This is a genomic window from Aliiglaciecola lipolytica E3 (genome assembly GCF_000314975.1).
GTDB classification, from domain to species: domain Bacteria; phylum Pseudomonadota; class Gammaproteobacteria; order Enterobacterales; family Alteromonadaceae; genus Aliiglaciecola; species Aliiglaciecola lipolytica.
The window spans coordinates 21,741-44,171 of record NZ_BAEN01000046.1 but is presented as its reverse complement, the minus strand read 5'-3'; the positions used below and the strand labels follow the sequence as shown (position 1 = coordinate 44,171).

At 40.8% G+C, this 22,431-nt stretch carries 19 protein-coding genes; 6 read left to right on the top strand and 13 right to left on the bottom strand.

What is annotated here, in order from left to right:
• Positions 1 to 48: 48 nt before the first annotated feature.
• Entirely contained in the window at positions 49 to 576 is a 528-nt protein-coding gene (locus GLIP_RS11775) for an SRPBCC family protein (protein WP_008844856.1), read from the bottom strand.
• A 597-nt stretch (positions 577 to 1,173) separates the two neighbouring features.
• Here GLIP_RS11775 and GLIP_RS11765 point away from each other — a divergent pair.
• Positions 1,174 to 1,554, top strand: a complete 381-nt coding sequence (locus GLIP_RS11765; RefSeq protein WP_008844854.1) for a DUF2750 domain-containing protein — start codon at positions 1,174 to 1,176, stop codon at positions 1,552 to 1,554.
• A gap of 41 nt (positions 1,555 to 1,595) precedes the next feature.
• Here GLIP_RS11765 and GLIP_RS11760 read toward each other — a convergent pair whose 3' ends face one another.
• From GLIP_RS11760 to GLIP_RS11745, 4 genes are all read right to left on the bottom strand, one after another.
• On the bottom strand, positions 1,596 to 4,700 hold the full coding sequence (locus tag GLIP_RS11760) for an efflux RND transporter permease subunit (RefSeq protein ID WP_008844853.1): 3,105 nt from the start codon (positions 4,698 to 4,700) through the stop codon (positions 1,596 to 1,598).
• 15 nt (positions 4,701 to 4,715) lie between these two features.
• Positions 4,716 to 5,801, bottom strand: coding sequence for an efflux RND transporter periplasmic adaptor subunit (locus tag GLIP_RS11755; protein ID WP_008844852.1), 1,086 nt, complete (start codon positions 5,799 to 5,801; stop codon positions 4,716 to 4,718).
• Positions 5,802 to 5,940: 139 nt separating this feature from the next.
• The gene (gene erpA / locus GLIP_RS11750; RefSeq protein ID WP_008844851.1) at positions 5,941 to 6,285 is read right to left on the bottom strand and encodes an iron-sulfur cluster insertion protein ErpA; all 345 of its coding nucleotides are present in this window, start codon (positions 6,283 to 6,285) and stop codon (positions 5,941 to 5,943) included.
• Between the two features lie 78 nt (positions 6,286 to 6,363).
• Positions 6,364 to 7,080: a DUF6776 family protein gene (locus GLIP_RS11745; protein WP_008844850.1), complete on the bottom strand. Its 717-nt coding sequence runs from the start codon at positions 7,078 to 7,080 to the stop codon at positions 6,364 to 6,366.
• Between the two features lie 134 nt (positions 7,081 to 7,214).
• On the opposite strand from GLIP_RS11745, the gene GLIP_RS11740 reads away from it, so the two are divergent.
• The 5 genes from GLIP_RS11740 to folE all read left to right on the top strand — a co-directional run bounded on the left by GLIP_RS11740 (position 7,215) and on the right by folE (position 12,612).
• On the top strand, positions 7,215 to 8,891 hold the full coding sequence (locus GLIP_RS11740) for a chloride channel protein (RefSeq protein ID WP_008844849.1): 1,677 nt from the start codon (positions 7,215 to 7,217) through the stop codon (positions 8,889 to 8,891).
• 13 nt (positions 8,892 to 8,904) lie between these two features.
• Positions 8,905 to 9,333 carry a protoporphyrinogen oxidase HemJ gene (hemJ, locus tag GLIP_RS11735; RefSeq protein ID WP_008844848.1) on the top strand — a complete coding sequence of 143 codons (429 nt, stop codon included), beginning with the start codon at positions 8,905 to 8,907 and terminating at the stop codon, positions 9,331 to 9,333.
• A 115-nt stretch (positions 9,334 to 9,448) separates the two neighbouring features.
• On the top strand, positions 9,449 to 9,631 hold the full coding sequence (locus GLIP_RS11730) for a hypothetical protein (RefSeq protein WP_008844847.1): 183 nt from the start codon (positions 9,449 to 9,451) through the stop codon (positions 9,629 to 9,631).
• Between the two features lie 205 nt (positions 9,632 to 9,836).
• A complete protein-coding gene (locus GLIP_RS11725; RefSeq protein ID WP_008844846.1) occupies positions 9,837 to 11,876 on the top strand; it encodes an alpha/beta hydrolase family protein in 2,040 nt (679 codons plus the stop codon).
• A gap of 181 nt (positions 11,877 to 12,057) precedes the next feature.
• On the top strand, positions 12,058 to 12,612 hold the full coding sequence (gene folE, locus GLIP_RS11720) for a GTP cyclohydrolase I FolE (RefSeq protein ID WP_008844845.1): 555 nt from the start codon (positions 12,058 to 12,060) through the stop codon (positions 12,610 to 12,612).
• Between the two features lie 62 nt (positions 12,613 to 12,674).
• Here folE and glnG read toward each other — a convergent pair whose 3' ends face one another.
• The 8 genes from glnG to GLIP_RS11680 form a co-directional block, all read right to left on the bottom strand.
• Positions 12,675 to 14,081: a nitrogen regulation protein NR(I) gene (gene glnG, locus GLIP_RS11715; RefSeq protein ID WP_008844844.1), complete on the bottom strand. Its 1,407-nt coding sequence runs from the start codon at positions 14,079 to 14,081 to the stop codon at positions 12,675 to 12,677.
• Positions 14,078 to 15,154 (bottom strand): nitrogen regulation protein NR(II), encoded by a 1,077-nt coding sequence (glnL, locus tag GLIP_RS11710; protein ID WP_040522755.1) that lies wholly within the window; start codon positions 15,152 to 15,154, stop codon positions 14,078 to 14,080. Before glnL ends, glnG begins: the two co-directional genes overlap by 4 nt.
• Positions 15,155 to 15,248: 94 nt before the next feature.
• Entirely contained in the window at positions 15,249 to 15,767 is a 519-nt protein-coding gene (locus GLIP_RS11705; RefSeq protein WP_008844842.1) for a DUF4124 domain-containing protein, read from the bottom strand.
• Positions 15,768 to 15,846: 79 nt separating this feature from the next.
• Positions 15,847 to 17,256, bottom strand: a complete 1,410-nt coding sequence (glnA, locus tag GLIP_RS11700) for a glutamate--ammonia ligase (RefSeq protein ID WP_008844841.1) — start codon at positions 17,254 to 17,256, stop codon at positions 15,847 to 15,849.
• Between the two features lie 306 nt (positions 17,257 to 17,562).
• Complete coding sequence (locus GLIP_RS11695) at positions 17,563 to 18,777, bottom strand: alginate export family protein (protein WP_008844840.1); 1,215 nt, start codon at positions 18,775 to 18,777, stop codon at positions 17,563 to 17,565.
• 112 nt (positions 18,778 to 18,889) lie between these two features.
• Positions 18,890 to 19,756, bottom strand: coding sequence for an ABC transporter ATP-binding protein (locus GLIP_RS11690; RefSeq protein ID WP_008844839.1), 867 nt, complete (start codon positions 19,754 to 19,756; stop codon positions 18,890 to 18,892).
• An 11-nt stretch (positions 19,757 to 19,767) separates the two neighbouring features.
• Positions 19,768 to 20,757 carry an ABC transporter permease gene (locus GLIP_RS11685; protein ID WP_008844838.1) on the bottom strand — a complete coding sequence of 330 codons (990 nt, stop codon included), beginning with the start codon at positions 20,755 to 20,757 and terminating at the stop codon, positions 19,768 to 19,770.
• Between the two features lie 32 nt (positions 20,758 to 20,789).
• Positions 20,790 to 22,193 (bottom strand): CmpA/NrtA family ABC transporter substrate-binding protein, encoded by a 1,404-nt coding sequence (locus tag GLIP_RS11680; protein ID WP_008844837.1) that lies wholly within the window; start codon positions 22,191 to 22,193, stop codon positions 20,790 to 20,792.
• Positions 22,194 to 22,431: the final 238 nt, after the last annotated feature.

Here is a 22,431-nt window from a genome sequence, read left to right as displayed (position 1 = left end):
TTGCTAGACACTTTTTCCCAAGAAACTATTTTGTATACCTTTTCTTCACTATTCAGCGTTACTCTCAACGTAGCGCTTTAAACTGTTCAACTGAATATTTTGGACATCTGCTACAATTTTCGCTAATTGCTTAAAGCCGTCCTTATTTATGCCAGTCACACGATAGCTTAGCGTCACCTGGGTTCCTTTCGCTAATTCTTCAAATTGCCAATCAAGCGCGCCATGCATACCCATGCCTTGCAATGGACCAAGTCCACCCGTCATTCGTAAAAGTTTATTGGAGTCGACGAATGCAATATGCATATGTTCCGCTGAACGTTCTTTAGCGTTCTCACAAAAACAACCTCCCGCTTTAGGTTCGATAGAAAAAGTACCTTCTTCTCCCCACCAGCTATGACTTTTCGGCCACCAGAGATCTACATCATTAATCAATGCATCCCACACTTTTGCCGCCTCAACATCAGTCTCAAATTTGTTTTCTACAATAAACCCATTGTCAGAAACATATTTAACATTATCTTGCGCCCAGCTAGCTATCGAAAAAATGCATAAAAAATATAATAAAAAAGTTTTCATCAGTTGCCTCACTTTTAAAGCTCTGCACTTACCTTAACGACAAACTCTTGAAATTGAAATCTAAATCAACCGTCTTATTGAAACTGGAACAATCATGATAAATTTGTATTGCACCTAGATACGTTAACGATCAAAATATACCCCTTAAAGCGAACCAACAAAGTTGATTAAATGCCTTCGTCCGATAACCAGCCTAATTTTCTAACCAAATATTTAAGCAAACTTGAAATGTTTGGTTGGTTTTTATGTATATCATCGATGTTAACAATCATATTCGCCAAGGAAATAATGCCAACATTGCTTCCATTTGCTTGGATAGGGGCAATTGCAGGCGCTGGTATCATTGGCTGGGGGGCGGGCCAAAAACATAAAAGACGCTAATGTTTATTAGAGTATTCATTTGGCCTTCACAATATTCGTACTAATTGAATTTTAAACAACGACAATTCGATACTAAAATTACGTACAAACAACATATTTAGTGATATAAGATTTATGTTGTTTAACACTCTATGCTAGCGGAACTCAGCAAGTGATTAGATTCATTTTTATTTGCGAAAAATATCTAATTATACGCTCTTCAATAAGGAAACAATTATGCCTACTCAACTTAACGATGTTATTCAAATGTCACCAGAAAAACGGCATGCTTATTTGTTAACGCAGGTAACCATTCACCAAAAAATCTGGATCCTCACCGACGAACATGGTTGCGTAATGCTAAACAGTGAAGACGAAGATTGCGTACCAGTTTGGCCATCTCAAGAATTCGCTGAATACTGGGCAACCGGTGATTGGGCGAATTGCACACCTAAAGCTATCGCACTGAAAGATTGGTTTGAACGCTGGACTGGTGGGTTAGAAGGAGACGGCGTAAATATAGCGGTGTTTCCAAATCCAGATGAAGAAGGAATTGTCGTCTTCCCTGACGTATTTGACTCAGAACTAAGAAAAAAGAGCCAATCTAAATTAAATTAATCTTAAAAACTAAGTGAGGTACATCGCCTCACTTAGTTAATTTATACGCCTTTGCTTGGCTCTTTTGAACGAAAGTTATCTTTCAAGGCTAATAAGCACGGAGTAAGCACTAAAGTCAGCAAGGTTGCGAAGGCTAATCCACCAGCAACTGCCGTTGCTAATTGCGACCACCATTGTGTAGACGGTCCACCAACATCTACATTGCGTCCAATAAAATCAATATTGACTTCTAGAACCATCGGCAATAACCCCAGAATTGTCGTAACAGTCGTCATCATAACAGGCCTTAAACGCTGCGCACCTGTGCGAAGTATTGCTTCAGTTGTATTTAGCCCTTCCCTTTTTAGAATATTATAAGTATCGATAAGTACAATATTATTGTTAACAACTATACCTGCCAGTGCGATGACGCCGACCCCTGACATAACAATGCCAAAAGGTTTTTGAAATACGAGTAAGCCGAGAAATACTCCCACAATGGAAAACAACACTGCACTTAGAATTAAGAATGCTTGATAAAAACTATTAAACTGAGTGACCAAAATGATGGCCATGACAAAAAGAGCAATTAGAAATGCGTTTTGCAAAAAGGCTTGTGACTCTTCTTGTTGTTCATTTTGACCTTTGATGGTGATGTCCACACGCGGATCAAGCTCCAATGTAGGCAATTGCTTTTTGAGCTCGGGTAAGGCAATACTAAGCAATTCCCCAGGTACCATATTCGCTTCAACTTGCAGCACACGTTTGCTATCCACGTGACGAATCACATCCGTTTTTGGCTGGGCTTTGCGCTCGACAAAATTACTAATCGGCACTAACCCTGAGGCTGTCTTCAAGCGTAACTCATCGAGTTTACCAATGTACCTGTCAGTGCGTGGAAATCTTACTCTAATATCCAATTCATCATCCACATCATCGGGACGATACTCACCTATTTTCAGACCAGTGGTCACAAATTGTACGGTATTTCCCACCAGCGTCGCATCCGCGCCAAACCTTGCAGCATCACTGCGGTTTACTTTTAATTGCCATTCAATTCCAGGCTTAGATGCTGTATCTCCTATTGAAGTGAATTTCGGATTTGCATCTAACGCTTTGCGAATTTTTAAGGCCGCGTCGTTGAGCAATTCGGGATACCTAGAAGAAATTTCAATCTGTAGATCTTTTCCCGATTGAGGTCCTTCTTGATCAGGTGCGATTTCCACATCAAGGCCAGGCAAATCGCCAATACGTTGTTCAACTTCTTTAAGTATGTCATCTGAATGAGAGCGTAAATGCCAATCCACTAGATTCATGCGTAGATAGCCAATTTGATCCTGCCCCCCCGAGCGAGAATACAAGGTTTCAATTTCCGGCATATCGATAATTTTACTCTCTACCTCTTTAATTATTTTGTCTTTTTCATACACCGAATAATCTCCGGCAGACCGCACGGTAACGTTTACTCCGCGACTATCTACATGGGGGAAAAACTCAACACCTAAACCAGAAGAAAAATACCCTGTGAAACTAACAACACCTATTACAATTGCAACTAATAGACTTTTTAAAGGATTCGCAATCGCCAATGACAAGAACCGCACGTAGCGTCCGGTGTATCCACTCAGGGAGTGTATATCTCCAGATTCGGCTTGAATTAATTGTTGTCTAGTTGCCTCACTTACGTATCTAGGTTTACCAAACACAGCACCTAATGTCGGCACAAAAACAAGAGCCATCAGCAGGGAGGCACTGAGAACCGCGATTAAGGTGAATGGCAAATATTTCATAAATTCACCCATCATGCCTGGCCAAAACATCAAAGGTGCAAATGCTGCCAATGTGGTCGCTGTGGAGGCGATAATAGGCCAAGCCATCCGCCGTGCTGCGTTCTTATAAGCAGATTTTTTATCTTGCCCTTCACTCATGCACCTATCTGCATATTCAGTGACAACGATAGCACCGTCCACCAGCATTCCTACAGCCATGATAAGCGAAAATAACACCACCATATTTAATGTATAACCAAACATGGAGATAACCAGTATTCCAGTTAGGAAAGATCCTGGAATGGATACCCCTACCAAAATCGCTGTTCTTACCCCCAAAATTGCAACGATGACAATGGCGACTAGCACGACAGCGCTAGAGACATTATTTTGTAAATCCCCTAACATCATATTGACATCAATTGACTGATCCCCGGTGTAGGTCACTGTCACACTATTTGGCCATATTGAGGATTGTTGGGCCTGTTCAACAAACCCTTTAACTTTTTCAACAGTGATCAACAGGTTTTCCCCGGGACGTTTTTTCACTTCTATAGAAACAGAAGGATGGGAATTTAAACGCGCGAAACTTGAAGGATCTTTGTAAGAACGCCGCACCTGAGCAACATCTTCAAACGTAATAACCCTATCTCCATCCACTTTAACGGGCTGCTCTAGCACATCTTTTACACTTTCGAAGACCGAAGGTACTTTGACAGCAAAGCTGCCCGCGCCGGTATCCATAGTACCTGCAGGAACCAAGCGATTGTTCCGTGACAAGAGATTAAAAATGTCGTTTTGGTCAAGGCCATATGATTCTAGCAGTAGTGGATCGACAATAATTTCAACTAAATCTTCTCGATCGCCGCCAATGTCGACTTCCAGAACTTCAGAAATGCCTTCTAAGCCATTTTTCAACTCCCGGGCTGTTGTAACCAACGCTCTTTCAGATACAGGCCCAGACAACACCACAGTCAAAACTGCTTGCTGCCCCGCCATAGTGACTTCATGGATCGTGGGCTCTTCAGTCTCATCCGGTAACTTTGCTCTTGCCACTGTGACTTTATCACGCACATCTGCTAACGCATCTTTGGAGTCAAAACCAGCGATGAACTCCATCGTAATGCTGGCGTGTCCCTCTCCAGCAGTTGCTTTCATTTGCTTAATACCTTCAATAGAACGTAACTCTCGTTCCATTGGTTTAATCAGCATTCGTTCTGCATCTTCGGGCGCGATACCATCATGTACGATTGACACATAAATAAATGGGATCGGTACATCAGGATTCGATTCTTTGGGAATATTTAGATAGGTCACAGCACCTGAGACGATCAATAAAACAAAGATCATTAATACTGTGCGGGTATGGCCTATTGCAGCGGAGATTATATTTTTCATAAAACGTTAATTTAGTTACTTCTTGTCTGTTTCATCGTCTACCACGTCGACTTTGTCTCCATCTCGCACAAAACCTTGTCCACGTGTAATAATCCGTGCTTTCTCGCCAAGTCCCGCTAGCCACACACCTTGACTATCACTTTTCACAATATCAATTGGAACAAACTTAACTACATCCCCTTCTACGGTTTTTACACCTAAGTTTCCAGCTTCGTCTAATGCCATTACCGCTGGTGAAATTCTAATCGCCCAGTCTTGCTTAAGTGGAATACTGACCTCTGCACTCATACCAGCCAACAATTCTCGTTCAGGATTAGCGACTTCAACTTCCAGATTAAAAGTATTAGTGCCTGGATCAGAAATACTGGAAATATAACGAATTGTCCCGGTTGCTGTTTGTCCAGTGGTTAAGCGGCCATTTGCTGGTTGGCCCAAATAAAGTTTTTGAATCCAACTTTCAGTCACGTTTGCAGAGATTATCAATGGATCTAAATCTACCACTGTGGCTATGGTATCTCCCTCTCTTAACAAATCACCTATTTCTACTTCGCGTTTATTTAAGACACCATCAAATGGCGCAAGGATAACGGTTTTGGTCACGGCTAGTTGTAATCGTTCAATTTCGGCTTTTGCCGATGCTACATTCGCTTCCGCCTGAGCCAAAGCAGATTGAGATTGGAACCCTTTTTTACCCAGTGACTGAGCAGCACCGAGTTCAATCTCACGCTGTTTTAAAATGGATTTGGCTGAGTTTAATTGCGCGTTTAAATCATTACTGTCAATAGTGAGTAATTTTTGTCCTTGTTTAACCAGATGCCCTTCTTGAACATGAATCTGAGTTACTTGTCCTTTAATCTCCGAGCGCAAAGTAGCGATTCGATCTGGTTCAGTTCGGCCATACACGTTAATTTCACGGCTTACAGATTCTGCCGAAAAAGTTTCCACTTTCACTTTCGTCAATTGCTCTGTTGGTTCAATTTTTTTCTGTTCTGCTTGTTCTGCAAATAAATGTCCAGATGCAATCCACAGCGTTAGCAAAATAAAAATAAATAGTGCAATCCACGCTGGCTGTTGTCGAACTTTACTTATAACTTTAGACATTCTAACTCCTAGACATACGCAATTAACGGTACTCCGTCACGGCAGGAACTACCATCATTAATTCGTATCGAAATGTGTACAAAGTATCGTAGACACAAAAAAGCCAGCATAATGCTGGCTTATTAAATATTTTATGGATTTAAACACTAAACGATGAACCACACCCACATGTCGTAGTTGCATTAGGGTTATTGACTAAAAAGCGTGAACCTTCTAAACCTTCGGTATAGTCAACTGTCCCGCCCACTAAATACTGCAAGCTCATGGGATCAACAACTAACGTGACCTCGTTTTTATCAATAGTCATATCGCCTTCATTTACTTTTTCATCGAATGTGAAACCGTACTGAAACCCAGAGCAACCCCCTCCGGTTACATAGACTCGAAGTTTAAGATTAGGATTCTCTTCCTCTTCTATCAACGAACGAACCTTTACGGATGCGGCTTCAGAAAATTCAATTGGCACCGCCATTTCTACCGACATATATTACCTCTACCTTAACTAACAGGGGAAATACCCTATTGATATACCAATTATCTAATACCTGAGTAATCTAATCAACTATTCTGTGCTGGTTTGTAATACTTCAGCATTCCAATCAAAGGTCTTTTCCAGCTCACCTCGTTTTCTATTAAATTGAAAGATAGTGGATTTCACTTGAACTTTTTCCGGTGAAAAGTTTTTCGGTAAAATCATCTCTCCCTGAATCGTTTGAAAGTATTTGAAACTAAAACTTAGCGAAGGCGATTCCTCAGTCAACAACTCTGAGAGTTTATATTGGCGTGGTTTGCCATCTTCGCTTCCGATGACATTAATCTCGACGGTTCCTTTTACGACATTTTTAATTTTATCTTGCTGCATTAGTACTAGTTCAAACCAGTAAGCTCGATCACTCAGAGATTTCTTGATATCAAACGCTTCGATCAAAAAGCCATCCTGCTCCAACTCTGGAGCCATAACCCGCTGATAAAATTGTATTTCTTCTTTTAATCTCGCTTCATTTGAGAGGCCTTTTTCAAGTAAGTTTTGCGATTTTCTTACTGCCAGCCTTTGAACTTCAAGTTCCACTCCAAGTATATTGAGTTGTTTAGTCAACCGCTGATTTTCAGCGTTCAAATTTTCTATTGTATGTTCCAACGTACTTATTTGCGCTTTTTGAACATCAAAATGATCATTACCGTACATAAATGCAAAGTAAACCGCACCGGCCAATAGCGCCAGCAAGACCGAATAAAACTTAAAAGCGCCCCAAGTTTTACGAATTTCGTCAGGTATCAAAACTTCATTTTTCCTAAAATAATTTTATCATTGTTAACAAGCACTTGTGATAAGCTAAAAGCTGCCTGAGGGTGCAATGAAATAATTGTACACTACACCATTATTACCTATTGAAAGTGTAAGCCCAATACATAATGACATTAAAATCATTTAGACAGGAATTAGCCAATCCACGCACATCAATTCAGCTCTGCATTTTAGGCATAGTCGGTGGGATGAGTGCAGCTTCTTTAATCATATTATTCCGGTTATGCGTTGAATGGATTCAGTTGTCTTTTCTAGATGAATTAAACCAGTTCTCTGATCTTCCTCCGATGTTGCGTTTTGCTTTACCTATAATAGGTGCATTGTTAATTATATTATTCGCTTTTCTGACCGGCTTTAAACATTATCGAATGGGCATTCCTTTCGTTATTCACCGCTTAAAACAGCGCTATGGACATATCCCACTACGTACAACAATTAATCAATTTTTTGGTGGGATGGTTGCGCTGGCTAGTGGTTTTGTTGTGGGCAGAGAAGGACCATCCGTACATTTAGGTGCAGCCGGTAGTAGCTTTATTGGGCATGGCCTGAAATTACCTTATAACAGTATACGAATTTTGTCTGGTTGTGGTATAGCTGCGGGCATCTCTGCGTCATTTAATACGCCTTTCGCCGCGGTTATCTTTGTGATGGAAGTGGTTTTACGAGAATATCGAATACATATTTTTATACCTGTAATGTTAGCAGCTGCTTGCGGTTCCTTGATGACTAGAGCAGTTTTCGGCCAAGTTCATGAATTGTCATTTTTGTCATTTCAAAATATCAGTCAGTGGCATTATCCATACTTAATTGTTTTAGGTATCACTTTGGGTTTCATTGCTACCTTATTTAATAATCAATTGATGAATGTCATGCGGCTTTTTAGGCCGGTAAAAATGATTTGGCGCATTTTGATTGCGGCGGTTATTACTGCCATTTTCGGATATTTTTTACCAGAATCACTCAGTGCCGGTTTAGACACAACTCACGCATTCGTCAGTGGGGAAACGACAGGCATGTTAATCGCAATTCTGGTCGCCAAATTTATTCTTGCACTAGTGGCAATAGGTTTGGGCGTACCTGGCGGTCTAATTGGGCCCGTTTATGTCATCGGTATGCTCGCGGGTGCTGTATTAGCAATACCTCTGGGATTTGTTTTGGCGGAAAATATCGACTATAGCAACAGTTTTGCATTACTAGGTATCGCTGGCCTACTTACTGCTGTATTACATGCGCCTTTAGCCGCGTTATCATCGATAATGGAATTAGCCTACAATCCAGAGGTTATTTTACCCGCTATGCTTGTAATAGTGCCGGCTTATGTGACCTCTACTCAATTGCTAGGCAATCGTTCAATTTTCATACGGCAACTTGAATATCAAAAGCTCTCTTATACTATTTCGCCTATTCGTGAAGCACTGCAAAAAACCGGTGTGCTTGCCGTGATGGACACAGAATATAAACTATTTATAGATGCGCCAGACAAATACATTATGGAGTTTTTGGACACTTCTCCAAACCATCCTGTTGTATTACGTTCATCGTTCGAAATAGATGTGCAATATTCCTTAGTACAATACGAATTGAGTTTGAATCACAACAGCGCTCCTTTAGCTTATTTTGATATGGAGGGAGTCCCAAGCCAATCTACTCTTGCTGAGGTATATGAAATATTACAGGTGAATCGTGACGGCGCTGTCTATGTATATGAAACGGTTCCTTCCAGTATTATTGGCGTAATAACCTGGAACACATTACGAAGTTATTTGCATCAAGAAAAATTTTAAGTAGAAGGTAAAAATGTCATTTTTTTGGATAAAAGCATTGCATATTTTTTTCATGATCGCTTGGATGGCGGGGATTTTTTATTTGCCCAGACTGTTTGTTTATCACGCGCAAACAAACAGTCATGAAGTGCGAGAGCAATTCAAAATCATGGAGCGTAAATTATGGTTCTTCGTGACTCCCTTTGCTGTTCTCACCTTAATATTTGGTGTAGTGCTCATATACATGCACGGTAAAGACTGGTTTTCAGCATCTAAATGGTTACATGTAAAGCTGACCTTAGTTGCTTTGGTTTATGTATATCACGGTTATCTATTTGTTTTAATGAGACGTTTTGCGCAAGATAAAAATACACATTCTGCACGATTCTATCGATTTTTGAATGAGGCACCTGTGGTAGTGCTTTTTGCGATTGTTGCTCTGGCTGTACTCAAGGCATTCTAGTTAAACCAAGTAAAAACAAAAAAACACACCTGAATTCAATTTAATATTTGCTTTCACCAGAATCATTGACCAATATATAGCCTAGTTAGTAATAGATAAATGGAACTAAGACGAAATGGATGTCAATAATCGCCAACTTACTCAGCTTCTTGATAAAACAGACGCCACGTTTAAACGTTTACTTGATAACCCTGGTTCTGCGGAACACACTCTTGCTTATGAAGAAGCTAAGCAGGAATTAGATTTTTATTTAGACAATATGCGCGATTCACTTAAGAAAAAGTACAAAGATTTTTAACGACAATAAGCATATCTAATTCAGCTCGAAATATTCTTTTTCACTCCCCCACTAACAATAAAATACCTGCTTCCTTGCTAATTCTGTTGATATTTAATTTACATAACCCTTTATCACTGCCTACAATGTTAACTAATTTAATATTTTATTAACATTTTGTATACATAATGTGAAGTTCGCATTTGCAGTGATAGATGGAGTCAACTTGAAAAAGTTTATCGTATTACTATTAATTTGCTTAACTCCTTTGGTTGTTGTCGCAAAAACGCCATTGACGTTAGACGATCTTAATCAAATTCGGAAAATTAAAACGGTGCAATTTGCGCCGGACAGCAGAGCAATCGCTGTAACCTTGAACTTACCTGATGACAGCTATGATGGAATTGACCTAGTCAGTTTGCGAGAACTATATACGGTTTCTAAAAGAGGCAAAATATCTGCTGTGCTGCAAGGCGGGCATTTACTTGGCCATGTAAGATGGGCCACAGATAGCGAAACCTTATACTTCTTAGCTAAACTGCAAAACGACAAGGCCATTTCATTATATCGAATTGATGCGACTGAATCAGACTCTGAACCAGAAAAAGTATTTGGCTTTGCCCATGACATTATTGGTTTTGATTTAAGTCAGCAAAATGATGCCATTGTATTCTGGAGTTATTCGACGATTGATGAGCAGCAAAAACGTCTATTGAACGTTGGTTTTAATGTTGAAGTCGTAGATGAATCGCAAAAAGGCGCAGAACTCTGGCTTCTTAACTTACTTTCACCCCCCAACAAAGCTCAGTTAATTTACAACGAAACTCATGTTTTGAACGCAAAATGGGTTCCTCAATCTAACCAAATTGTGTTGCATCACTCCCCTTCCGCAATTGCTGATGACACCATCATGGAAAGCTCTATCTCGGTGTTAGAATCAAATGGACGAACCGTACTGACTAACGCGCATAAAGGAAAAATAGGGAAAATCGAAGTTTCTCCTGACGGAAATTATTACGCTTTTATCGGTGGTGAAGATGAATCAGATCCAGCCGATGGTCAATTATGGCTAAGTCAGATTACATCAGAGCATGCCACTAATATATTGGCAGGATTTGAAGGACACATTTCTGATATAGCTTGGTTTAACGATTCCTCTATCGGGTTTGTTGCTACGCAGAATTTAGAAACCTTTATCGCCAACAAAGATATTGAAGATATCTCAGAGCCTTTCCGAGTGCGCGTAAAAGATAAAGGTAATATAAAAGCCTTGAGTGTTGATGGTAAAGGCTACAATATTGCCTATATCGCTGACTCTCCTGAACATCCCGCTGAACTATTTTTAAAAACCAAACACAGCAACAAACGCATGACGAACTCCAACGTGTGGTTGAAAGATCGAGATTTACCCAAGCAGAAAGAGGTGTCGTTTACAGCTAGAGATGGGACGGTTATTGACGGAATTTTAATCCCCCCTTTGATTGAGTCAGATGCGTCAACTGCCGCCATTATTTTTGTCCATGGCGGACCAGAATCCCACTTTAGTTTGGGCTGGAATAACCGCTACTCACATCCGATTGCTTATGCCGCGAGCAAAGGCTTTTATAGTTTTTTACCTAATTATCGTGGCTCTACAGGTAAAGGGGTCGCTTTTTCTAAACTCGGCCAAAAAGATTATGCTGGAGCTGAATTTAATGATCTTTTGGACGCACGCACATTTTTAATTGAAAATTATGCTATTGACCCACAAAAAGTGGGTATCACTGGCACGTCATATGGTGGTTATGCTGCGGCATGGGCAGCGACCAAACAACATAACTTTTTTGCTGCAAGCGTCTCTGGCATGGGGGTATCAAATCAGATTTCTAAGTTCGGTACTACCGATATACCTTCAGAAATGTTAAAACAACACGCGATAATTGCGCCTTGGCAAGATTGGACTTGGTATTTGGAAAGAAGCCCAATTTTTCATACCCAAAGTGCCACCACCCCTTTATTACTGTTGCACGGCGCATTGGATAAAAGAGTTCCCGCAAGCCAGTCTCAAGAACTATATCGGTATTTTAAGTCGAATGCGTCAGCTCCTGTCCGTTTAGTATTGTATCCTAATGAAGCTCATGGGTTATCGCTTGCTCCAGCAAAACTCGACTATAGTATGCGTTTGATGCGCTGGATGGAGCATTTTGTTCTTCAGCAAAAGAAATCTAAGCCAGATTATCAACTTATTCATCCAGACATACCGGATGCAGAAATGGCCAGTGAATAATCCTCTTTGATATGTTGCGATCCTTTTTTCACAACTGAGCGTAACAGACCTATAGAATTGGAATTATTTAACTATCACGTATTTGGTTTTTCTAATATCTACATAATGTTATAATGCTGGGCTGTTTAACAAATTTCGGCATTCTGAGAATTCAGCTTATTGCTAATGAGACCACTAATTAATGTCACAAGAACTACAAGACCACTATGCTAACATTCTGGAAATTTTGGGTGAGGACACAACTCGAGAAGGGTTAGTCGACACACCTAAAAGAGCTGCCAAGGCAATGCAATTCCTAACGGATGGATATCAAAAAGATATTCAAGGAGTTGTTAATGGCGCTATTTTCGAGGCAGATACTGATGAGATGGTGATTATCCAAGATATTGAATATTATTCGCTATGTGAACATCACGTCCTCCCTTTCATTGGCCGCTGCCATATTGCGTACTTACCTGATGGCAAGGTACTTGGGCTATCTAAGTTTGCCCGTATTGTTGATATGTTTGCCCGCAGACTGCAGATACAAGAAGGTCTAACCAAACAAATTGCTGATGCCGTTCTTGAGGTAACCGGAGCGAAAGGTGTTGGAGTTATCATGGAAGGTAAGCACATGTGTATGATGATGCGCGGTGTGCAAAAACAAAATTCGTCTATGATCACCTCTGTGATGTTAGGTTCTTTTCGAACATCGCCGGCGACAAGAAATGAATTTTTGCGTCTTATCGGAAAGTGATTAAAAAAGGGACTTCAATCATGAAGTCCCTTTATAAATTCGTTCTAAACGAAGTGCGAAAACTACAAATCTAGCTCTTTCAATTTTCGAGTTAAGGTATTTCTTCCCCAGCCGAGTTTTTTGGCCGCATCCTGTTTGTGCCCGTTAGTATACTGCAATGCCCGCTCTAACATAATTTTCTCAAAATCATGGGTTGCTTCGTCGAGTATATTTTGTCGTCCTGAATGGAGTTGTTTGTCAGCCCAACTCGCAAGCAAGCTTTTCCAATCGCCTTCTTGATTTGCAGCCTGCGGACCAGAGGGTTTTGTGTTTATCTCTGGCGGTAAGTCATTGATTAAAATTTCTTGACCACTGGCCATGACAGTTAACCAACGACACATATTTTCCAACTGACGGACATTTCCCGGCCAGGATAATTGAGAAAGCACATTCGCAGCTTCTTTACTTAACGATTTCGCATCGACTTCCAATTCTTTAGCGGCACGACTCAAAAAGTGCCTTGCTAATAAAGGGATATCTTCGCGCCGCTGAGCAAGCGTTGGAATATGAATTTTTATCACGTTTAGACGATGATAAAGATCTTCACGAAACTTCCCATCCGCAACCCGTTGCTCCAAATTCTGATGAGTCGCCGCAATAATTCTTACATTTACACTTACTGGATTATGACCACCAACACGATAGAATTGGCCATCTGCAAGTACACGCAGTAAACGAGTTTGTACATCCAGAGGCATATCACCTATTTCGTCTAAAAATAAGGTTCCACCATCAGCTTGTTCAAACCTGCCTTGACGTGCGGCTTGCGCACCGGTAAATGCACCTTTTTCATGTCCAAACAATTCTGATTCGATTAAATCTGCTGGAATTGCAGCCATGTTTAAAGCAATAAATGTATTACTTTTACGCGGACTATGGCGATGTAAAGCTTGTGCTACCAACTCCTTACCAGTACCAGATTGACCATTGATTAGGACACTAATACTCGACCGTGATAATCGACCAATCGCGCGGAAAACTTCCTGCATAGCAGGCGCTTCACCTATGATTTCGGTATCCTTTACTTCAGGCTCAGCATGACGCTGTGAATTTTGTTCGCGTGAATGAGCTAGCGCTCTTTGCACCAAAGCAACAGCTTCATCTATATCAAAAGGTTTTGGTAAATATTCAAATGCACCACTTTGATACGCATTAACTGCACTATCTAAATCTGAGTGAGCAGTCATGATAATTACCGGAATATCTGGGAAATGACGATGTACTTCCTGCAACAAAGTCATGCCATCCATCTGCGGCATTTTAATATCTGATACGATCACTTCCGGTTGTTGGCCTGAGTGCAATTGCAACAGTAAATCTTCTGGATTTTCGAAACTAAAACAGGGAATTTGCGCCGATTGTAGCGCTTTTTGTAACACCCAACGAATCGAGCTATCGTCATCTACGACCCATACTGGTTCAGCGCTCATTGAACTACATCCTTTTTCTCTATAGGTAAATAAATTTTAAATGCGGTATGACCTGGCCAACTCTCTACATCAATCTTCCCTTTATGGTGATCTACCAATGATTGTGCAATGGAAAGCCCTAAGCCTGTTCCGTTCGATTTTCCGGTAACCATGGGGTAGAACAACGTATCTTTCAGTTCCACTGGAATTCCTGGACCATTATCAATAATTTTCACTTGGGCAACTAACGGGTACTTCACCCCATGAATAGTAAACCGGCGTTTAATTCTGCTACGAATGGTAATTTCACCGGGGGTTTCACTACCGTCTAATGCCTGAATGCTGTTCGTGACTATATTCAGCACGGCTTGTTGCAACATATCCTGATCTAGATACAAATCAGGAATACTAGGATCATAATCACGCTCTATAACGATATTATGGGTGGCATCGAGCTTCACCAGCGTTCGAATTTTTTCTAAGACCTTATGAATATTAACCCATTCAAAATTCGGTAATGAATTAGGGCCTAACAGTCTGTCTACCAAATTACGTAAGCGGTCTGACTGTTCTATAATGACTTGGGTAAACTCTTTTAAATCTGGGCTGTGTAATTCTTTTTCTAATAGTTGCGCTGCACCACGTACACCACCAAGTGGATTTTTGATTTCGTGGGCTAGCCCTCTAATCAACTCCCGAGCAGCCTGCAACTGAGCCCATTGTTGACTTTCCTGGCTTATTCTCTTCTGTTGATCAATGACTTTAATTTCAACCATTAATGCCGATTTTTCTTCAAAATCAAACGTTGTCACTGTCACATCAGTTAGTACATGCCGACCATCAGCGAACGCAAATAGAACCTCTCCATCAGAAAATCCTTGGTCACGGTCAAAGGCTTTCTCTAGGCGCGCAAAAGTCACACTGGAATGAGAAACAAATTGTGTTAACGGGCAACCTAATAGTTGATTTTCGCTTAACTCAAGAAGCGATTGCGCAGCCAAGTTGGCATAGCGTATAGAGAGATTCTCATCCAACACTAATACCGCGGTAGCTAAGCTTTCCAATAAATATTTAAATTGTTCACTCAAAGAAATTCATCCAATCTCGTTTTTGCACCACATCAGTGCACACCATTAACTTGATTAAGTCAATGTCTTTAGTGAAGCATGCTACAGGCTTCTAAAACGGTTAATTTGGATTGATTAACACTGATGCCTGGTGCATGTAAAACACACTAGGCTTAGACAATGCAAGGATCTTGCCTGTATGGTGAATAAATTTAACTTGAATGGAATGTTCTCCTCGAACTACATTTTGTAGCTGAAAAGAAGGGGCTGGGCTGGTTTGTGCTAACACACCATCTAAATAGAGTTCGAACTTTCCGTTACCTACAGGTTCAAGCCTCGCGGCAACAGTTACTTTACCTAGATTATTTCGAATGGTTTCTTTATCAGAGGGAGTTAAGACTTCGAGTTTATACTCTGGAAATGCCTTTTTCTGGTTTTTAGATTGTTGTTGCCCTTGGTTGGCGTCGGCTAACGCGGGCATGATAACGCTATTGGTGAGTTCTAAATCTAGCTGCACTGCGCCATTTTGCGGTGTATCAGTATAAGTAATCGAGCCGTCAGCATTGACAACTTTATATAGCTTACTACCGCTGGCAGAAACTGTAAAAATTAGTAATATGGCGAGCACTATTTTCTTCATTCTTGAATTGTAGCCTTTTCTTGAACAAAAAAAAGCCCGCTTAAAAGCGGGCTGGTATGAAAAATAATAACTAAAGCAATTAGCAGCTGTAGTACATGCCAAACTCAACTGGGTGAGTAGACATATTTAGAAGCTGTACATCAGCAGTTTTAAGCTCAATGTAAGCGTCAATCATATCATCCGTCATTACACCACCAGCAGTTAAGAACTCGCGGTCACTATCAAGCGCTTCAAGAGCTTGCTCTAATGAGCTTGCAACTGTAGGGATGTCAGCAGCTTCTTCAGGAGGAAGATCATATAAATCTTTATCCATTGCTTCACCTGGGTGGATTTTATTTTTAATTCCATCAAGGCCAGCCATCAACATTGCTGTGAATGCTAAGTATGGGTTAGCTGTTGGATCTGGGAAGCGTACTTCAATACGACGAGCACGTTCGCTAGTCACATGAGGAATACGAATAGATGCTGAACGGTTACATGCAGAATATGCCAACATTACTGGTGCTTCAAAATGAGGAACTAAACGCTTGTACGAGTTAGTTGACGCATTTGCGAAAGCGTTAATAGCACGAGCATGTTTGATGATACCGCCGATGTAAAACAATGCATCTTCAGACATACCAGCATATTTATCACCAGCAAAAATGTTTTTGCCACCTTTGCTAATAGACTGGTGACAGTGCATACCAGAACCATTATCACCTACCAAAGGCTTAGGCATAAAGGTTGCTGTTTGACCATATGCATGAGCAACGTTGTGTACAACATACTTATAAATTTGAATTTCATCTGCTTTCTTAACAAGAGTGTTAAATAAGCAAGCAATTTCGTTTTGTCCAGCTGTTGCTACTTCGTGGTGATGAGCTTCAACTGTAAGACCCATTTCTTCCATAACCAAACACATTGCAGCACGTGTATCGTTAGAAGAATCAACTGGAGGAACTGGGAAGTAACCGCCTTTAATACCAGGACGATGACCCATGTTGCCGCCTTCGAATTCAGCACCAGAATTCCAGCTTGCTTCTTCAGCGTCAATTTTAAAGAATGAGCCAGACATATCAGTATGATATTTCACATCATCAAACATGAAAAATTCTGGTTCTGGTCCAAAATAAACTTCATCACCAATACCAGTTGACTTCAAGTATTCTTCAGCACGACGTGCTACAGAACGCGGGTCACGGTCATAACCTTGCATAGTAGAAGGTTCAAGTATGTCACAACGGATATTAACTTGAGTTTCTTCAGCAAACGGGTCAAGAACTGCAGACTCTGGGTCAGGCATAAGCACCATGTCAGATTCGTTAATGCCTTTCCATCCTGCGATAGAAGAGCCATCAAACATTTTACCTTCTTCAAAGAAGTCTTCTGTTACTTGATGAGATGGGATAGAAACGTGTTGCTCTTTACCTTTAGTATCGGTAAAGCGTAAGTCAACAAATTTCGCTTCGGTTTCTTTGATAAGGTCTAAAGCCTTTTCTACTGACATTGTGTCCTCCTGAAAATAATCAAAGATTATGTTGGTGTTCAAACTTGTATTACTAGTCGCTAAACTAAGCGATTTTCATGCCATATGCGTGACATGGCTCAAATGCTTATTCTATCGTCAAAATGGTGAATTAAAGACTCAAACGCCCCAAAGTTATGCACCACATTGGTTCATCAAGATCAAATATGGTGCAACGATGCTATTTGTTCTTGTACAGCTTACTCAGACTACCTTAATTACAATTAGATAGGCACTATATTTATAAACTATCAAGAAACAAATAGTTATCAATCTTGTGCAAACAGCTTAAAACTTCGCACCAAACCACGCCCAAAGTTTATCAGTATCCACACGACCGCTTTGACCTGAATAGGCTGCGTATTTAATTCCAACTGTATAGTTGCTCGATACCTTGTAGACATACTGCAAATCAATCTCACTGCCGAGATCATCAACTGTTTCACTGGCGTCATCGGCTTTAAAGTCATGATAAATTGCCGTCCAACTTCCACCCGCTGCTTTTCCCGAAAGACTAAACGAAAGATCAACCAACCCTTCCGAAGGCGTTCCTAGAAAAATATCCGCCCAGCCATTAAACTTATGCAAAGTTGCCAACGGAGTAGAAAAGCCATAATTGCCGTTGTCAGAACCGAGAACTTCATATCCAACCTTTGCAGTAACACCAGAAAATACAGCGCCAGCCTCTAACATTAAATAGTCAGCATCAAAATCACTGGACGCTGTTTCACTGCTTTGTTTCGCGTATTCCGCAGAATATAAAATTTTGGTTTTATCGAATTCACTACCACCGTCAAATCGAATACCAAAGGTATCTAGGGAGTTATCTGTGTTGTTATCAACTTCTAACAAATAACCATAAGCTGTAAATTTACCTACAGAAGTTTTATACGAAGCATTAAACAAATGATCTTTCGCATCAAAATCGGCTGCTTCAGCGAAAATTCTATTGCGTTGGGTTAAATATGCATATTTAACAGATACTGCTTTTGAAGGACTGTAATCTACACTCACACCATCGAATGTTTGACGATCTTGACGCCAACCAACGTGACCAACGAAACGATGATTGTCCATAGTGATAACCTGTCTTCCCACTTTTGCGGTAAAGACTTCTGTTGAGTACTGGACATAACCTTGATCTAACTCTGTATGCTCAGGATCAGCAATCACTGAATAAATACCTGAATTATAACCAGTAGGTCCAACGGTATAATCCCCCTGACCTAACACAATACGCGTATCTTCTACTTCAATGTTAGCCGAGAAGTTTTTATAACTAGCTGATTTATAACTGAGTAAAGTGCGGAGCGTCAAAGCACTAGCATCTTCAACTGCGTTATCCTGATCTACCGCTTCGTAACGCAACAGTAAATCGACCCCAGCGGTACCGCTAGTCATAGCTTCAGTAATACTTTCAGCCGCGTGTAGATTAGATGCACATGTGCCTAATAAAGCTAAAGTCACAGCAACATTAAGCGTGGTTTTGGATGTGGTTTTCATGTTTCTCTCTCTTATTTTAGGCATAACTTAACCAAAACCTATTCAAGCCAATTCGTAAATTTAATCCGCTTAGATTAGGTTTGGTCTACTTAGTGTTTAATGGTTTTTGTGACTACTCTTTGTCAGAACCTGTTTTTAAAGTTACTGGTGAAGCGTTTTTTTGTTTATTTTTTCGATGAGAATCAACCGATTCAACTTTTCGTTGCTTTTCGTACAAGAACTTCAGTACTTCATGACGATAATGGTTGTACTTCGCGTCATCCGCCAATTCGATTCGATTTCTAGGTCGTTGTAATTCGATTGGCAAAATTTCTCCGATAGTCGCAGCAGGACCATTTGTCATCATAACAATGCGATCAGACAACAAAACTGCTTCATCTACGTCATGGGTAATCATGATCACTGTATTGCCCAGTTTGCTATGAATTTCCATCACTGAATCTTGTAGATGTGCGCGTGTTAACGCATCCAGCGCACCAAAAGGTTCATCCATAAGCAAGACTTTAGGTTGCATCGCAAGTGCTCGTGCAATACCTACACGCTGTTTCATTCCACCTGATATTTCAGAAGGCAATTTGTCAGCAGCATGGGTCATATGCACAAGTTCAAGATTATGTTCGACCCAGTCTTTAATTTCTTTTTTACTACGACCAGAACGTGTTTGCTTTACTGCCAACTCAACATTTTTATAGGCTGACAACCAGGGTAAAAGCGAATGGTTCTGAAATACTACTGCTCTTTCCGGACCAGGTTCGTTGACTTCTTGGCCTTCGAGAATTACGCCACCAGTAGTTGCTTGATTTAGACCAGCAACTAGGTTCAACACCGTTGATTTACCGCACCCTGAATGTCCAATCAACGAAATAAACTCACCTTTTTGAATTCGCAAATTCACGTCAGTCAGTGCTGTAAAAGGACCTTTTGGCGTTGGGAAGTCGATGCCTACTTGAGTTAGTTCAAGCTGATGTTTAAAAGTCATGTTCGTCTCCTCTAACGCAACGTTGCTGTTTTGTCCCAACTCACCCATTTCTGGAGTTGCAACATTAGTCGATCAAGAATAAATCCGATGATGCCAATGGTGAGCACGGCTACCATAATTCGAGCCAGAGATTCAGAACTTCCATTTTGGAATTCGTCCCAAACGAACTTGCCAAGACCTGGGTTTTGCGCCAACATTTCAGCGGCAATCAGTACCATCCAACCTATTCCAAGGGAAAGACGTAATCCTGTAAAAATGGCAGGAATCGAAGATGGCATGACAATTTTCAAGACATGCTGAAGTGGGTTTAAGCGCAGTACTTTACTGACATTCACCAGATCTTTATCGATACTGGAAACCCCAACTGCGGTGTTGATCAATGTAGGCCAAAGACAACACAACGCAACAGTGGCTGCAGAGGTAATAAATGATTTAGAAAACATTGGATCATCAGTGATATAAACCGCACTAACTACCATGGTGACCAGCGGTAACCAAGCCAACGGCGAAATGGGTTTAAATAATTGAATCAAAGGGTTAATTGCAGCATAAGTGGATTTACTCAAACCACATACAATTCCCAGAGGCACAGCAATTACCGACGCCATTACAAATCCAAACATCACCGTGTATAAGCTAGTCCAAATCTGCTCAAAAAAAGTCGGCGCGCCGGTAAAATCCCGAATTTTTGGTTGATAATTAGGATCTTTCGCCACGCGTTCAGCGTTACGTTTTTCCTGACGCTCATAGAATTCAGATGCTCTGGCTTGCTGCGCGTAGTGCTCATCGACTAAGACGTTTGCTTGTTCCCAAACAGCCGCCGTTCCCGGAAACTGTCCTAAAGATGTGTCGATATTTTTTGCCATTCCGTTCCACAATCCCAGGAATAACACCAGACCTATAATTGGCAACAAAATGGGTTTAGCAAGACCTGTAAATTTATTGAAGTCCACCAGCTTCTGTTTTTCGCTAATCAGTGGAATAGCTGCTTGTTTCGACATGCTGTTTCTCCTTTGGTAAAACTCAGCTCGGGTTAAAGCTGAGTGTCACCTTTTAAGCCAATTTTGAATTTTTCCAAATACGCATTCGGCTGGGTACCGTCATAAACGATATTGTCGATAAAATGCTTTTGGGCAGGTTTATAACCAGTCTCAGTCGCAAACTCTGGGAAATCTTTTGCATCAGCTTTACCTTCAGCAATGAGAGCTTTGGCTGCCTGCGCATAGATATCGGGACGATAAACTTGCTTAGCGATATCTTTAAACCAAGAGTCTGGCTTTTGTTCACTGATTTGTCCCCAGCGTCGCATTTGAGTTAAGTACCAAATTGCATCACTGTAATAGGGATAAGTGGCGTTATAGCGAAAGAATACATTGAAGTCAGGCACATCACGCTTATCCCCTTTTTCGTATTCGAAAGTTCCAACCATGCTATTTGCAATAACTTCAGCATCTGCCCCAACATATGCACTTTTAGCCAAAATTTTCACTGCTTCTGGACGATTAGCATTATTGTTTTCATCTAGCCAAATCGCAGCTCTGATCATCGCTTTGACGACACGGATGTGGGTGTTTGGATTTTCCTCTGCCCATGCTTTACTGACACCAAACACCTTTTCAGGGTTGTCTTTCCAGATTTCGTAATCAGTAACAACCGGCACACCGATTCCCTTAAATACGGCTTGTTGATTCCATGGCTCTCCCACGCAATACCCTTCGATAGTGCCTGCTTCCATAGTTGCTGGCATTTGCGGTGGTGGTGTGACTGACAACAATGCATCAGCACTTATCTGTCCACTGGTATCACCTTTATGAGGCGCGTAATAACCAGGATGGATATCACCGGCGGCCAACCAGTAACGTAATTCGTAATTATGTGTAGACACTGGAAACACCATTCCCATATTGAATGGCTTACCTGCATCTTTAAATCCATCAATAACGGGCTTTAAAGCGTCAGCCTTAATTGGGTGCACGGGTTTTCCATTTTCATGAGGGATATTGCTTTTCATTTGCTTCCAAACATCATTGGAAACCGTAATGGCATTCCCATTCAAATCCATACTAAAAGCAGTAATGATATCTGCTTGCGTACCAAACCCAATAGTTGCACCTAAAGGCTGACCAGCCAGCATATGTGCGCCGTCTAACTGTCCATCAATGACTCTATCAAGTAGTACTTTCCAATTGGCCTGAGCTTCTAAAGTGACGTACAGCCCCTCATCTTCAAAAAAGCGCTTTTCATAGGCAATCGCCAAGGGGGCCATATCTGTTAATTTGATAAATCCAAATTTTAGCTCTTCTTTTTCGGCATAACCTATTTCTTCAGCAGCGACATTAACACTACAAAAAGTCACGGCTAACGGCGCCCATTTAACTGTTTTGCGAATCGATGATGCCAATTTAACAAGGGCATCCGACCAATTTGTTTGAGACATTATCCACTCCAATTTTTTCCAAAAAAAAACCCACGTGAACTCCAAAACTTTGAAGTTCACGTGGGCTACTTTGCCGTACCAATCTGCTGCATCATTGCAGCGGCTTGATATTATGTTAGTTAAACAATGCGAAGTTTATTTTATGTTCGTCTAAGCATTTGCTCACTTGACTTTCCTTTTGCATGACTAATGCCAACTATTTTTTACTATACATTTCAATGTTTTACATTTTACAAAA